Source organism: Kytococcus sp. Marseille-QA3725, assembly GCF_054950055.1.
The window spans coordinates 37,599-51,969 of sequence record NZ_JBUCLA010000002.1 but is presented as its reverse complement, the minus strand read 5'-3'; the positions used below and the strand labels follow the sequence as shown (position 1 = coordinate 51,969).

General features: G+C 66.2%; 10 protein-coding genes. 2 read left to right on the top strand and 8 right to left on the bottom strand.

Going from position 1 to position 14,371, the window contains the following annotated elements:
- Positions 1 to 53: 53 nt before the first annotated feature.
- On the bottom strand, positions 54 to 1,829 hold the full coding sequence (locus ACY8FT_RS08265) for a type I restriction enzyme subunit R domain-containing protein (protein WP_462418454.1): 1,776 nt from the start codon (positions 1,827 to 1,829) through the stop codon (positions 54 to 56).
- Between the two features lie 94 nt (positions 1,830 to 1,923).
- Here ACY8FT_RS08265 and ACY8FT_RS08260 point away from each other — a divergent pair.
- A protein-coding gene (locus tag ACY8FT_RS08260; RefSeq protein ID WP_115306721.1) for an IS3 family transposase occupies positions 1,924 to 3,074 on the top strand; the annotation gives its coding sequence in 2 pieces (ribosomal slippage) (positions 1,924 to 2,194 and positions 2,194 to 3,074; 1,152 coding nt in all).
- Here ACY8FT_RS08260 and ACY8FT_RS08255 read toward each other — a convergent pair.
- Genes ACY8FT_RS08255 through ACY8FT_RS08245 form a run of 3 tightly spaced genes read right to left on the bottom strand, consistent with a single transcriptional unit; the run spans position 3,051 to position 6,023 of the window.
- On the bottom strand, positions 3,051 to 4,325 hold the full coding sequence (locus ACY8FT_RS08255) for a type I restriction endonuclease (protein ID WP_462418453.1): 1,275 nt from the start codon (positions 4,323 to 4,325) through the stop codon (positions 3,051 to 3,053). The two genes, ACY8FT_RS08260 and ACY8FT_RS08255, sit on opposite strands and share 24 nt — an antisense overlap.
- 4 nt (positions 4,326 to 4,329) lie before the next feature.
- Complete coding sequence (locus ACY8FT_RS08250) at positions 4,330 to 5,523, bottom strand: restriction endonuclease subunit S (RefSeq protein WP_462419081.1); 1,194 nt, start codon at positions 5,521 to 5,523, stop codon at positions 4,330 to 4,332.
- Between the two features lie 29 nt (positions 5,524 to 5,552).
- On the bottom strand, positions 5,553 to 6,023 hold the full coding sequence (locus tag ACY8FT_RS08245) for a hypothetical protein (protein WP_462418452.1): 471 nt from the start codon (positions 6,021 to 6,023) through the stop codon (positions 5,553 to 5,555).
- 117 nt (positions 6,024 to 6,140) lie between these two features.
- On the opposite strand from ACY8FT_RS08245, the gene ACY8FT_RS08240 reads away from it, so the two are divergent.
- A protein-coding gene (locus tag ACY8FT_RS08240) for an IS3 family transposase (protein ID WP_115306721.1) occupies positions 6,141 to 7,291 on the top strand; the annotation gives its coding sequence in 2 pieces (ribosomal slippage) (positions 6,141 to 6,411 and positions 6,411 to 7,291; 1,152 coding nt in all).
- Between the two features lie 10 nt (positions 7,292 to 7,301).
- Here the strand turns inward: ACY8FT_RS08240 and ACY8FT_RS08235 are convergent.
- The 4 genes from ACY8FT_RS08235 to ACY8FT_RS08220 form a co-directional block, all read right to left on the bottom strand.
- Positions 7,302 to 8,732 (bottom strand): type I restriction-modification system subunit M, encoded by a 1,431-nt coding sequence (locus ACY8FT_RS08235; protein ID WP_462418451.1) that lies wholly within the window; start codon positions 8,730 to 8,732, stop codon positions 7,302 to 7,304.
- Positions 8,729 to 10,084, bottom strand: coding sequence for an ISL3 family transposase (locus ACY8FT_RS08230; RefSeq protein WP_462418377.1), 1,356 nt, complete (start codon positions 10,082 to 10,084; stop codon positions 8,729 to 8,731). Before ACY8FT_RS08230 ends, ACY8FT_RS08235 begins: the two co-directional genes overlap by 4 nt.
- A gap of 468 nt (positions 10,085 to 10,552) precedes the next feature.
- A protein-coding gene (locus ACY8FT_RS08225; RefSeq protein WP_115306721.1) for an IS3 family transposase occupies positions 10,553 to 11,703 on the bottom strand; the annotation gives its coding sequence in 2 pieces (ribosomal slippage) (positions 10,553 to 11,433 and positions 11,433 to 11,703; 1,152 coding nt in all).
- 1,164 nt (positions 11,704 to 12,867) lie between these two features.
- Positions 12,868 to 14,057, bottom strand: a protein-coding gene (locus ACY8FT_RS08220) for an IS3 family transposase (RefSeq protein ID WP_462418450.1) whose coding sequence is annotated in 2 segments (ribosomal slippage) — positions 12,868 to 13,770 and positions 13,773 to 14,057 — 1,188 coding nt in all. Because the reading frame shifts where the segments join, the coding sequence is not laid out codon by codon here.
- Positions 14,058 to 14,371: the final 314 nt, after the last annotated feature.

The window sequence follows — 14,371 nt, the reverse complement described above, 5'->3', positions numbered from 1 at the left end:
TGCACTGGCGTCACCTTTGGAGATCTCCTTCGCTGCGATGCCGTCAGGAGTAATCAACCAGCCCGACGGAACTCGTCATACGTCCCCGCCAAGAACGACACCACATGCTTTCGGAACTCCAAGTTCCCGAAGAACATGGAGAGCAACTCCCCGTTGGCCTCCTCGCGGTCAAGGATGATTTCGCCCACCCGGTCGTCCAGCACAGCCTCGTACTGCGACCTGTCGTTGTGCCGTGCCACGTCCCGCAGGTCGTCGTCGTCCATGACCACGGTCCACTGCTGGTCCATCCACACCCGGTCGGCGTCGCCCAGGTCGGCGCCGTACTTCTCGTTCATCACCGCGATGAGGGCCGAGAGCTTGTCCGTCACCGGCTCGGTTCCCGATCCCTTGCCACCACCTGGCAGCGCGGGCACCGGCTCCTCATCACCCTCCAGTGTGATCGCGCCGGACGAGGTCGCGGTGATGCGCAGGTGACTCAGCTGCACGGACTTGCTCACCTGCGGCATGGGGTCGCTCTCGCGGGCGGGCAGCTCGGCCAGCAACAGCCGTCCGTAGAGGAACAGGCGCTCCATGTCGCGGTCGGTCCACGGCATCACCTGTGCCAGGAACGAGTACGCGCGACAGAACGAGTCCAGCGTCCCGCGGAACGACTCCGCGGCCTCCTCGTCCCGTTCACCCAGCTGCAGGAACCGCCCGGTCGCTGTCCCCAGCAGTGAGTACATCTCGCCCTGCGTGCACGGCTCTCCAGCCAACAGCAGCTGGACGACCCGCTCCATCTCCTCGGGCACCAGCACGCCCGCGGTCAGCAGGTCGTGCTCCATGGTGGCCAGCACCTGCGGATCCGTGGTCTCGGCCAGGCTCTGCTCGTAGAACGGGTTGAACGCCTTCTCGATCTCCTCGGCCGTGTTCGCGAAGTCGAGTACGAATGTGTCGTCCTTGCCGTCGTGGATCCGGTTCAGCCGCGAGAGCGTCTGCACCGCCGCCACACCGGAGAGCTTCTTGTCCACGTACATGGTGTGCAGCAGCGGCTCGTCGAAGCCGGTCTGGTACTTCTCGGCCACCACCAGCACCTGGTAGTCCGCGTGGAACTTCTTGGGCAGCTCCCCCTCGGAGAATCCGTTGAGCTGTGCCTCGGTCACACCGGGGGCGTCGGGCGCGTCCGAATCCTTCACCGTGCCGGAGAAGGCCACCAGCGCCTTCATCGCATCGGGTCCCCGGTCATAACCCATCTTCGAGATGTAGTCCTGGATCGCCTTGTGGGTGCGCACCGCGTGCAGCCGTGAACGCGTCACGACCATGGCCTTGGCCCGCCCGTCGATCTTGTGGGCCGTCTTCTCGCGGAAGTGCTCCACGATCACCTCGGCCTTGGCCTCCATCATGTGGCTGTGCAGTGAGGCGTTCCGCGCGAGCATGGCCTTGCCCTTGCGGACCTCCACCGAGGGGTCGTTGCGCGGGTGGGTCTTGGCCAGCTTGTAGTAGACGGCGTAGGTCGTGTAGTTCGCCAGCACGTCGAGGATGAACCCCTCGGCGATCGCCTGCCGCATCGAGTACGTGTGGAACGGGCGCTTGATGCCGTCCTGGCCGGTCTGCCCGAACACGTTCAACGTCTTCGGCTTGGGTGTCGCGGTGAACGCGAAGAACGAGATGTTGCTCGACTTGCCTCGCGCCGTGGCGCTGTCCAGCAGCGCGTCCTCCTCCTCGGACGTGGCGTTGCCGTCGGTCGCCTCGGCCCGCTCGGCCTCGTCCAGCGCGGCGTCGCCACTGAGCACGGTCTTGAGCTCGCCCATGGCCGCCCCGCTGGTGGAGGAGTGGGCCTCGTCCACGATCACCGCGAAGTTCTTGGGCTGACCCCGTTTCGTAGGTCCAGTCGTTATGAGAGTCGTCCTGTTGCCCGCGGTCGCGGGCAGGGAGACTGGTCAGATCATGACGAACAGCAGGAAGCGTCACACCCCGGAGCAGGTCGTCCGTAAGCTCGGGCAGGCCGACAGGATGCTCACCGATGGTCAGGACGTCGCGGCGGTGTGCCGGGAGCTGGGGGTGTCCGAGCAGACGTACTACCGGTGGCGGAACCAGTACGGCGGCCTCAAGGCCGACGACGCAAAGCGCCTGAAGGAGTTGGAGAAGCAGAACGCGACCCTGAAGCGTCTGCTCGCGGAAGCGGAGCTGGAGAAGGCCGCGCTCAAGGAGCTGGCTGAGGGAAACTTCTAAGCCCGGACAGGCGCCGCGCCGCCGTCGATCACCTCAAGCGCAAGTTGCGGGTAAGCGAACGGATGGCGTGCCGTCTGGTCGGGCTGAGCCGCTCCGCGTACCGGCGACCGCTCAAGGGCGACACGGTCACGGACCCGGATCGGGCGCTCAGGGAGTGGCTGCGCGCCTGGGCGAAGGACCATCCCCGCTACGGGTATCGGCGGGCGTATCACGACGCCCGCGCCGAGGGGTGGGTGGTGAACCACAAGAAGATCCAACGCCTGTGGCGTGACGAAGGGCTCCGGGTCCCGCAGCGGCGTCGACGCAAGCGCGTCGGGTCCTCGACCGTCGACGCGCCGACGGCGGACGCGCCGAACGTGGTGTGGGCGGTGGACTTCCAGTTCGACGCCGACGAGCACGGACGACCGATCAAGATCTGCTCGATCGTCGACGAACACACCCGGGAGTGCATCGGCGGCCTCGTGGAGCGCTCGATTACCGCCGACCGACTCACCGCCCACCTCGAGGACCTCGTCGCCGCCCGGGGCGCCCCGGCGGTGCTCAGGTCGGACAACGGGCCGGAGTTCATCAGCGAGGCGATGGCCGACTGGGCCGGCACCCGCACCGGCCTGTCCTACATCCCTCCGGGCTCGCCGTGGCGCAACGGGTACGTCGAGTCGTTCAACAGCCGGATCCGCGACGAGTGCCTCAACATCAACAGCTTCTACTCGCTGCTGCACGCACAGGTCATCATCGGCGACTGGAAGGACGAGTACAACCACCACCGCCGGCACTCCTCGCTCGGCTACCTAACCCCAGCCGAGTACGCTCGGCAGTGCACCCATCAAATGGAAACCGACGACTCACAGAACGTCCGGACCGAATGAAGGGGGCGGCTCATTCTGGCCGGCGATGCTGCCGGCGTCCTTGCCGTTGCGCTGAGCGTCGCGGGCGATCTCCAACACCACCGGGAACTTCTGCAGGGTGGTGATGATGACGCGTGCCGCGTTGCCCTCCAGAGCCGCCTTCAACTGGGCGGAGTTCTTGTCCACCCGCACCACCGTGCCCTCGGTGTGCTCCAGCCCGGCGACCGTGGCCTGCAGCTGCCTGTCCAGCACCTTGCGGTCGGTGATCACCACCACCTTGTCGAAGATCGGGGTCTCGTCCACCCCGTGCAGGCGGCTGAGCATGTGGGCGCTCCACGCGATGGTGTTGGACTTGCCCGAGCCGGCCGAGTGCTGGATGAGCCGGTCCACGCCTGCGCCGTCCCGCGCAGTCGCCTCCAGGATGGAACGCACCGCGTGCCACTGGTGGAAGCGCGGGAAGAGCACCTGCCAGGTGCCGGTCTTCTTGTCCTTGCGCTGCTGGATGAACGAGTCGAGCAGCTCCAGCCAGTTGTCCCGCTGCCACACCTCCTCCCACAGATAGGCCGTCTCGTAACCCGAGGCAGCGGGGTTGCCGGAGGTGCCCGGGTTGCCCGGGCCGGCACTGCCTTGGTCGAAGGGCAGGAAGCGCGTGTCCTGGCCTGCCAGACAAGTGGTCATGGCCACGTGGTGCGGGTCGACGGCAAAGTGCACCAGTGTGCGGGCGCGGAAGATCAGGTCGTGCGGGTTCCGGTCGGTGCGGTACTGGCTGATGGCCTGCTCCAGGCCCTGCCCGGTCAAGGGGTTCTTCAGCTCGGCCGTGGCCACCGGGATGCCGTTGACCACCAGCGCCAGGTCCACCGAGTCCAGGGGGCGCGATTCCGAGTGGTGCAGCTGGCGCACCACGGCCACCCGGTTGGCGGCGTACCGCACGGCGGTGTCGGGGTTCAGGCCACTGGCCGGCTTGAAGGTGGCCAGGTCGATGTTCACGCCAGAGTTCTTGAGGCCGTCCCGCAGCACGCTCAGCGTGCCGCGGTGGTCGATGGCGTCGGCCACTGCCTGCACGACCTTCTGTCGCGCGAGCACCTCCCCGCCGTGCCGCGCCGAGAGGTGCTCCCACTGCTTGGGCTGGCTCTCGGCCAGCCAGGTCGTCACCTCGTCGGGGAAGAGCCCGAGCTTGTGGTCGTACCCGTCCGGGGCCAGGGACTGCCACCCGTTGGCCAACAGGTGGGCCTCGATGTTGCCCTCGAAGGTGGACTCGGTGGTGTTCGACATGGCGTCACTCCGGAATGCGGGTGCTGGCGGTGGTCACGTCCAACTGCCCGGTCACGGCAGCGGTGATGAGGGACTGCTTGTACTCGGTGAGGAGGTCGATGGAGCGGGTGAGGGCGGCGGTGCGAGCCACCAAGTCGAGACGTTGCCTCTTGTCGGACAAACCAAGCGCGCGCTGGTCTGGAAGTGGGGCGTTTGGGACGGAGAGCCCGCGGAGGTCCTCCCCGCGGAGCTTGGGCATCGACCCGGATGTCCCCCGGGCGATAACCGAAATCTCCTGTCGTGCGGCAGAGGTCCGCAAGCACGTCGAGATGAAGCGCGGATCCGCCTGCTGAGGCTTGACGCGGTAGATCAGATCACTGAGATAGAGCGGACAGTCACCCACTTCGTCCACAACTGCGACGTCGCCGACGAGCGCTGGTGTGTTGGCCCGAGTGATGAGTAGGTCCCCATGTCTGATGCGGTACTCCTCGCGAGGAGTCACCGATTCGGGGAACGCCTTGTTCTGGTCCGGGCGAAACTCGCCTCGCCTCACGGATCCCAACTTCAGGAGACCGGGTTCCCCCGTGAGCGCAGGCGCCGCGTCAACCTGGGGGCTCCAGCCCTGCTCGATCGTGAGCTGTAGCCGCCTCAGAGGGGCCTCTCCACATCGGGCCCGCAGTTCGGCGCAAGTGGTGTCTAGCCATGCCTCGTAGGACTCGTCGGCAAGAACCTGCTGCCGCTCTCGGGCGGCGATGATGCGGTCGATGTGGCCCACGCGGTCGTCGAGGAAGTTCGCGATGCGCTCCTGTTCCTCGAGTGGGGGTGACATTACGGGAGTGCTGCCCACGGCCTCACTCGAAAGCTCCATGAAGGTGGAGCCGCTCCCGGATGCCTGCAGGTCTGCTGTCGCGACCATGAGATAGAACTGCAGGAAGCGGGCGTGCGTAACCAAAGGTAGTGGCACGAGCGCTTTGCAGCCTTGATTGAAGGCCATTGCTCGCGTGGTCGTGGCGACGTAGCCAATAGGTGCGCGGCTCGAAATCAGCACTGAGCCAGCGGGGGCGATAGTGCTGCCGGTGCGGGCGCCCTGTCGTGACAAGTGCCTCTGGGTCTCCGTCACGTGGCCGCCGTTCACCGGTCGGAGGTCCACCGGTGTGGCCCACGGAACTTCACCCTCCCAGTTCATCGGGTCAGCGGTGGGAGTGCCGCCGTTGAGCACCGTGGCAACCCGGCGCAGCGGGACCGTCTTCACAGTCCGAGCCCCGTCATCCAGCCCTGGATCTGCTCCTCCAGGTCCTTGATCTCCGCGGCGATCTCCTCCACGGGGCGCGGGGGCTCGTAGACGTAGAACTGGCGGGTGAAGGGGATCTCGAAACCGACCCTCGCCTTGCTGTAATCCAGCCACGCATCGGGCACGTAGGGGTGGATTTCGCTCTCGAGGTGCTTCTCCGCCGCATCCTCCAGCGCCGTGAAGCGCTTGCCGTCGGGCAGGTCCATCCACCCCTGCGGCAGGGGGATGTTCTCGTGGTCGCGCAGGTCAGGGTCCGGTGCGGGCTCGCCCTTGACCATCACCACTGGCGCCTCGGGGTCAGTGACCGCGGCGGCCTTCACCAAGGCGTTGCGGGCCTTGGTGTCCAGCGACTTCAGCTCGTCCTTCAGCGCCTTCTCGGAGTCGAAGGTGCAGCCCACCAGGTGGTCGAGTCCCTCGAGATCGCCCACGGCATCGGCCGTCGCCTCCCAGCGGCGGTGCAGCTGGGCTGACCCCGTTTCGTAGGTCCAGTCGTTATGAGAGTCGTCCTGTTGCCCGCGGTCGCGGGCAGGGAGACTGGTCAGATCATGACGAACAGCAGGAAGCGTCACACCCCGGAGCAGGTCGTCCGTAAGCTCGGGCAGGCCGACAGGATGCTCACCGATGGTCAGGACGTCGCGGCGGTGTGCCGGGAGCTGGGGGTGTCCGAGCAGACGTACTACCGGTGGCGGAACCAGTACGGCGGCCTCAAGGCCGACGACGCAAAGCGCCTGAAGGAGTTGGAGAAGCAGAACGCGACCCTGAAGCGTCTGCTCGCGGAAGCGGAGCTGGAGAAGGCCGCGCTCAAGGAGCTGGCTGAGGGAAACTTCTAAGCCCGGACAGGCGCCGCGCCGCCGTCGATCACCTCAAGCGCAAGTTGCGGGTAAGCGAACGGATGGCGTGCCGTCTGGTCGGGCTGAGCCGCTCCGCGTACCGGCGACCGCTCAAGGGCGACACGGTCACGGACCCGGATCGGGCGCTCAGGGAGTGGCTGCGCGCCTGGGCGAAGGACCATCCCCGCTACGGGTATCGGCGGGCGTATCACGACGCCCGCGCCGAGGGGTGGGTGGTGAACCACAAGAAGATCCAACGCCTGTGGCGTGACGAAGGGCTCCGGGTCCCGCAGCGGCGTCGACGCAAGCGCGTCGGGTCCTCGACCGTCGACGCGCCGACGGCGGACGCGCCGAACGTGGTGTGGGCGGTGGACTTCCAGTTCGACGCCGACGAGCACGGACGACCGATCAAGATCTGCTCGATCGTCGACGAACACACCCGGGAGTGCATCGGCGGCCTCGTGGAGCGCTCGATTACCGCCGACCGACTCACCGCCCACCTCGAGGACCTCGTCGCCGCCCGGGGCGCCCCGGCGGTGCTCAGGTCGGACAACGGGCCGGAGTTCATCAGCGAGGCGATGGCCGACTGGGCCGGCACCCGCACCGGCCTGTCCTACATCCCTCCGGGCTCGCCGTGGCGCAACGGGTACGTCGAGTCGTTCAACAGCCGGATCCGCGACGAGTGCCTCAACATCAACAGCTTCTACTCGCTGCTGCACGCACAGGTCATCATCGGCGACTGGAAGGACGAGTACAACCACCACCGCCGGCACTCCTCGCTCGGCTACCTAACCCCAGCCGAGTACGCTCGGCAGTGCACCCATCAAATGGAAACCGACGACTCACAGAACGTCCGGACCGAATGAAGGGGGCGGCTCACAGCGGACGCTCCACGGTGATGCGCTGGTAGCCGAAGTCGTTGCGGTCCATCACGCGGACCTTGTCGGGGTCCGCATCCTCGGTGAGGGCGTCGCCATAGAGCCGGACGATCTCGGCGATGGCCGCCGGCGTGAGTTCCTTGCGCTTGTCACCCAGGGACTTGCGCATCTTGGTGCCCAACTCGCGGGCATCGATCAGGCGGACCTTGCCGCGGCTGGCCTCGTCCTTCTCGTTGGTCAGGATCCACACGTAGGTGTTGATGCCGGTGTTGTAGAACATCTGGTCCGGCAGGGCCACGATGCCCTCCAGCCAGTCGTTCTGCAGGATCCAGCCACGGATCTCCGACTCCCCGCTACCGGCCTGGCCGGAGAACAACGGCGATCCCGAGAGGACGATGCCGATGCGCGAGCCACCCGGCTTCATCTTGCTGATCATGTGCTGCAGGAACAGGAACGAACCGTCCGAGACACGCGGCAGACCGGCGCCGAAGCGGCCGTCGGAGCCGAGGGACTCCGCCTCGTCCTTGATGGGGGCGGCGTACTTCTTCCAGTCCACGCCGTAGGGCGGGTTGGCGAGCATGAAGTCGAACTGCTCGTCGTCGAAGGCGTCCTGTGTGAGGGAGTTGCCGTTGCGCATCCGTTCCGGCGGGATGTCCTGAAGCATCAGGTCCGACTGGGCGATGGCCCAGGTCTCGTCGTTGAGCTCCTGGCCGGCCACGTGGACGGTGGCGTGGCTGTTCAGGTCGCGAATGCGGTCCATGGCACCCACGAGCATGCCGCCTGTGCCAGCCGCCGGGTCGTACACGCTGCGCACCGGGGCGGGATTGTTGAGGAGCTCGGTGTGAGTGCGGCCCGAGAGGAGGAGCTCCACCATCAGGGAGATCACCTCGCGCGGGGTGTAGTGCTCACCGGCGGTCTCGTTGGACATCTCGGAGAACTTCCGCAGCAGCTCCTCGAAGATGTAGCCCATGGCCTCGTTGCTGACGCTGGTTGGGCTGACGTCCAGGTCGGCGAAGTCCGCCAGCACGCCGTAGAGCAGGTCGTCCTTCGCCATGCGCTCGATCTTGGGGGCCACGTCGTAGGCGTCGATGATGGCCGAGGCGTCGGGGGAGAGGCCATGGATGTAGTCGGCGAGGTTGTCGCGCAGGTCCTTGGGGTCCGCGAGAAGGGTGCGGAAGGTGTACTTGGAGGTGTTGTAGAAGCGACGGCCGGCCGTGCGCTTGAGCAGCGCATCCTGGCCGGGGCCGATGGTCTCCATCGTCTTGGCCTGGGCCACGACGGCGTCCTTGGTGTCGGCCAGTGCGGCATCCATGCGGCGCAGCACCAGCAGCGGGAGCATCACCGAGCCGTACTCATGGCGCTTGAACGAACCACGCAGACGGTCGGCGATGTCCCAGACGAACTGGACCTTGTCGTCAAAGCGGCTCATCCGATCTGAGGGTGTAGTCGTGGTCTGAAGCCGCCGGCTTCGAGGAGGGATCGGGCGACGTAGTGGGTCAGGTTGCGGAAGCCGAGGGCGGACCCTCGGAGGTGCTCGAGGCGGCCGTTGATCGCCTCGGTCGGGCCGTTGCTCGTGCCCGGCAGGTCGAAGAATGCGAGTACGTCTTCGGCCCGCTTGGTCAGCGTCCGCCCGAGCGTGACGAGCTCGCTCAGGGCGGTGGGAACGCCACGAGTCACCGAGTCGATCACGGCGGTCATCAGTGCCCGGCCTTCGCGCCGGTCTGGGTGGCGGTAGGCGGCGATCATGCGTTGGTAGATGCCCCAGGTCGCCTCGACCTCGACGTGCTCCTCGTCGGCGAACAGGGACTCGATCCTGCGGGCCTGCTTGTCGGTGAGCAGGTTGGCGCCAGTGTGCAGGGTCCGCCGCGCGCAGTAGAGCGGATCGCCGGCCCGGCCGCGGTGGCCGTGGAGATCTTGCTGGACCCGTCGGCGACAACGGTCCAGGGCGTCACCAGCGAGCCGGACCACGTGGAAGGGATCCATCACCGCGACCGCGTCGGGGAGCTCCTCGGCCGCAGCAGTCTTGAACCCGGTGAACCCGTCCATCGCCACCACCTCCACCCTGTCGCGCCATGCCTGGGTGCGGGCAGCGAGCCAGGTCTTGAAAGTGCTCTTCGATCGCCCCTGGACCATGTCGAGCAGGCGTGCTGGACCCGTCCCGTCGCGGATCGGGGTCAGATCGATGACGACGGTGACGTACTTCTCGCCGCTTCGGGTATGGCGCCAGACGTGCTCGTCCACTCCGACCACGGTGACGCCGTCAAACCGGGTGGGGTCATCGATCAGGACCCGTCGGCCCTCGGCCAGGACCGCGTCATTGGCGGTGTCCCAGGCCACTCCCAGAGCCTCGGCCAACCTGGCGACAGTCAGGTGCTGGGTCACCAGGGCCACCAGCGCCCACCGCACCGCTGCACGCGACAGCTTCGCCCGCCGGTCCGCCGCCGCAGTGGTGTCCTGGCGCCACACCCGCCGGCACGCCTGACAGCCGAAGCGACGCACCCGGATCAGCAGCGTGGTGGGCCGCCACCCGAACGGCTCATGCGCCAGCTGCCGGGTCACCGTGCCCCGCGCGGCGCCCTCGGCCCCGCAGTGCCGGCAGAACGCGTCGTCATCGCCCGCGACCACCCGGCATTCCAGCACCGCCCGGTCAGGCTCCACGCGCTGGCCAACCGCAACGAGGCCAAGCTCGTCCAGGCGGGCGAAGGTCGTCAGATCAGGGGCATCAAAGGTAAGTTCACGCACGTCGAGGTCTTCTGGTCGGGTCGGTGTAGGAACCCCCATCATCAGGGGACCTCGACCCCTACCTCGGCCCGGTCACACCACCACTGCTACACCCTCAGATCGGAAGAGCCGTCAAAGCCCTTGGGCGGCATGCGGCGACCTCTCGCGTGGGGTGTGGGTTGCTCTCGGCACCGTAGCCGCGCGGTCTCCGCGTGGAGCGGCGCCGCACCGGAGCTGAGTACGGAGGTTGTCGGCACGCGCGAGTATGTCTATGCGCATGCCGAGTTCATCGTGGGAGTACCTGTCAGACAAGAATGGAACTGCTCGACTGTCCTGGAGCGTCGACCGTGAGTTGGCTCTTCCGCTCTCTCAGTCGTCGGGCCTGTGGTTGATGTCTGCTGCCCCGTTCGTGCTTGCACTCTATGGTCTGAAGCAGTCCGATGTGCTGCCTACATGGGCCCGGCACGCATTGACTGAATCTCCAATCCCCGGTGACTATGTGGCGGGTCTTGTGGTGAGCCGCCCCCTTCATTCGGTCCGGACGTTCTGTGAGTCGTCGGTTTCCATTTGATGGGTGCACTGCCGAGCGTACTCGGCTGGGGTTAGGTAGCCGAGCGAGGAGTGCCGGCGGTGGTGGTTGTACTCGTCCTTCCAGTCGCCGATGATGACCTGTGCGTGCAGCAGCGAGTAGAAGCTGTTGATGTTGAGGCACTCGTCGCGGATCCGGCTGTTGAACGACTCGACGTACCCGTTGCGCCACGGCGAGCCCGGAGGGATGTAGGACAGGCCGGTGCGGGTGCCGGCCCAGTCGGCCATCGCCTCGCTGATGAACTCCGGCCCGTTGTCCGACCTGAGCACCGCCGGGGCGCCCCGGGCGGCGACGAGGTCCTCGAGGTGGGCGGTGAGTCGGTCGGCGGTAATCGAGCGCTCCACGAGGCCGCCGATGCACTCCCGGGTGTGTTCGTCGACGATCGAGCAGATCTTGATCGGTCGTCCGTGCTCGTCGGCGTCGAACTGGAAGTCCACCGCCCACACCACGTTCGGCGCGTCCGCCGTCGGCGCGTCGACGGTCGAGGACCCGACGCGCTTGCGTCGACGCCGCTGCGGGACCCGGAGCCCTTCGTCACGCCACAGGCGTTGGATCTTCTTGTGGTTCACCACCCACCCCTCGGCGCGGGCGTCGTGATACGCCCGCCGATACCCGTAGCGGGGATGGTCCTTCGCCCAGGCGCGCAGCCACTCCCTGAGCGCCCGATCCGGGTCCGTGACCGTGTCGCCCTTGAGCGGTCGCCGGTACGCGGAGCGGCTCAGCCCGACCAGACGGCACGCCATCCGTTCGCTTACCCGCAACTTGCGCTTGAGGTGATCGACGGCGGCGCGGCGCCTGTCCGGGCTTAGAAGTTTCCCTCAGCCAGCTCCTTGAGCGCGGCCTTCTCCAGCTCCGCTTCCGCGAGCAGACGCTTCAGGGTCGCGTTCTGCTTCTCCAACTCCTTCAGGCGCTTTGCGTCGTCGGCCTTGAGGCCGCCGTACTGGTTCCGCCACCGGTAGTACGTCTGCTCGGACACCCCCAGCTCCCGGCACACCGCCGCGACGTCCTGACCATCGGTGAGCATCCTGTCGGCCTGCCCGAGCTTACGGACGACCTGCTCCGGGGTGTGACGCTTCCTGCTGTTCGTCATGATCTGACCAGTCTCCCTGCCCGCGACCGCGGGCAACAGGACGACTCTCATAACGACTGGACCTACGAAACGGGGTCAGCCCAGTGGCCTTGGCCATTGCCGTCGCTGCTTTAGCCCATTCAGCGGCTCAGCACAGCAGCCGGGAAGATGAGAGGATCGGTCGTAAGGGGGGATGGTCAGTTGTCATCTTCTGTACATGTCTGGGCGGTTTCTTGGCCGCGTACACGTGGTTGCCGGTCTGGGCTTGCTGGCCCGGTGAAACCCCCTCGAGCTGCGAGAGCGTTATGGACATGAGTGCCCTTTGGCAGAGGGTCGGTGTTAGCAGCGGCGCTCTGGGTGTCCTCGTGCCGTGGGTTCTCTTTCCAGTCCAAATTTTCAGCGGCAGAGATTCGCACGCTCGCGAAAGGTCCTACCGCCGGCGGGCAGCTGATCGCCGTGCGAGGTTGGCGGAACTCATGGTGAAGCTGCCCGTGGGGTACCTCCCGACGTTGGGCAACGGTGACGACGGTGTGCGCCTGCGTGGGGGTTTGCGAGAGAAGGCTGCCCTGCGTGTCGTCTTCGGTCTCATACTCACGATTGGCACCATCGTCACGCAAGGGGTTGTAGGCTCCTCCACGATGGAGTCGGTGGTGCTCGCCGTTGCGGCCGTCGGGCTCTTGTGGATTTCAGTTGAGATCCTTCGTCTCGGCCATGATTCGTGGCGACATGGTAGGAGGGAGCTGTTTGCATCAGCCACGCCCGGATGGGTGAACCGGACCCTCGGTTGTCTACTCATCGCCTCCTCGGCGCTCTTGTTGTTGGTGCTGCTGCTCGTGGCCTCCCGCTGGGGCGTAGGCATGGTCTTGTGGATGTTGGTGGTGTCGGCTCTCGGGTGGAGGGTCTCTCTGTGCTCCTCCGTGTGGCGTGACGAGTCGAGTTTGCGTTTGGAATGGGAGTCCTTGGACCGCCTCCGCTGGACGGAAGGTGCCACTGCGAAGGCGCCACACGCTCGTCGAGATCAGATCGCTTCGTAGGAGTGATCGAAGAGGCGCTTCGCCCGTTCGAGGTCTTCGACCGCCCGGACGCGCACCTCGAGTTCGGCATGAGGCCGGCTGAGGTGATCTGGCCGGTGATGATGGCGGGTGCCCTCTTGGGACTGCTGCGCGGATAGGTGACAGTGGTTAGTCACGCAGCCTGAATAGCTGGCGTGGTCATGAATGTCTCGAACTCGATCGGGGTCAACCGGCTGAGACGGTCTTGACGACGACGTCGGTGGTGAGTCCGCTCGATCCAGGTCACGATCGCGATCCGCAGGTCTTCACGGGTGGCCCATGAGCGGCGGTCGAGGACGATCTTCTGTAGCAGTGCGAAGAACGATTCCATGGCGGCGTTATCGCCGCAGGCACCGACTCTGCCCATGGATCCGACCATGTCGTGACGGTTCAGGGCGTGCACGAATTTCCGGCTCCTGAATTGAGATCCTCGATCGGTGTGAACTACGCATCCGGCGACGTCACCTCGTCGGGCGCCGGCGCTGTCCAGGGCCGTGACAGCCAGAGGTGACTTCATCCGCGAGTCGATGGAGTACCTGACGATCCGGTTGGAGTAGACGTCCTTGAACGCGCACACGGAGAGCTTTCCTTCACTTGTCCAGTGCTCCGTGATGTCCCCGATCCAGAGCCGGTTCGGCCCGTCGGCGCTGAATTCGTGCCGGGTTCGGCCCTTGTCATCGGTGACGGCGCAGAGGTCGTCGTGGACCGGTGGTCCGGGCTTCTTGGTGCCGCTCTTGCGCTTCCCGAACACTGACCACCAGCCGTTGCTGGAGCAGATCTTCCACGCGGTGCGTGGCGTCATCAGCTCGCCGGCCTCGCGGGCCTCGTCAACGAGGAACCGGTAGCCGAACTCGGGGTCGTCACGGTGGGCATCGAACAGGGCGTTGGCGCGGTAGGCCTCGTCGAGTTCGGCGGTCGTGATCGGATTCTCGAGCCAGCGGTAGTAGGGCTGGCGGGCGATCTTGAGCACCCGGCACGTCACCGTCACGGGGATCCCATCGGCGGCAAGGTCGCGGACGAGCGGGTAGCTCATTTTCCCGGCAGATGAGCTTGGGAGAAGTAGGCCGCGGCCCGCCGCAGGACCTCGACTTCTTGCTCAAGGGTCTTGATCCGCTTCTTCGCTTCCCGCAGCTCAGCCGACTGCACGGCGGTGGTCCCGGGGCGTTCACCGTCTTCGATGTCGGCCTTCTTCATCCACGAGTACAGCGTCGTGAAGTGGATCCCGAAGTCCTTGGCGATCTGGGAGAGCTCAACACCGGGCTCACGGTTCCTGGCGACGCGAACCACATCGTCGCGGAACTCCTTGGGGTACGGCTTCGTCACGGGGACATCCTTCCAGCCCAACCATCTGGTGAGGACCTGTCGGTGTCACCTATCCGTGCAGCAGTCCCCCTGTACGGGCAGATACACCGTGCTGCGGTGAAGTGGTCGCCTGCTCCTCGGCACAGTGTGGGTGTTCACTGAGGGCAGCCAAGCGAGAAGAGGTGCGTGGGTATGCGGCCGGTTCGATACGTCGGAGGGTGTCTGACTCTGGCGCTCGCCTTCCTGTGCTGGATGGGCGCCCTCAGCTTGCTGATGGACGGCGACGTGGGGGCCTTCGTCTTCGGCCTCCTCTTCGCGGCTGGGATGACCCTCTT

Bases quoted from the DNA above. Each gene is read 5' to 3' on its own strand.
- ACY8FT_RS08235 (WP_462418451.1), bottom strand. From the start codon at position 8,732: ATGAGCCGCTTTGACGACAAGGTCCAGTTCGTCTGGGACATCGCCGAC.
- ACY8FT_RS08230 (WP_462418377.1), bottom strand. From the start codon at position 10,084: ATGGGGGTTCCTACACCGACCCGACCAGAAGACCTCGACGTGCGTGAA.
- ACY8FT_RS08255 (WP_462418453.1), bottom strand. From the start codon at position 4,325: ATGTCGAACACCACCGAGTCCACCTTCGAGGGCAACATCGAGGCCCAC.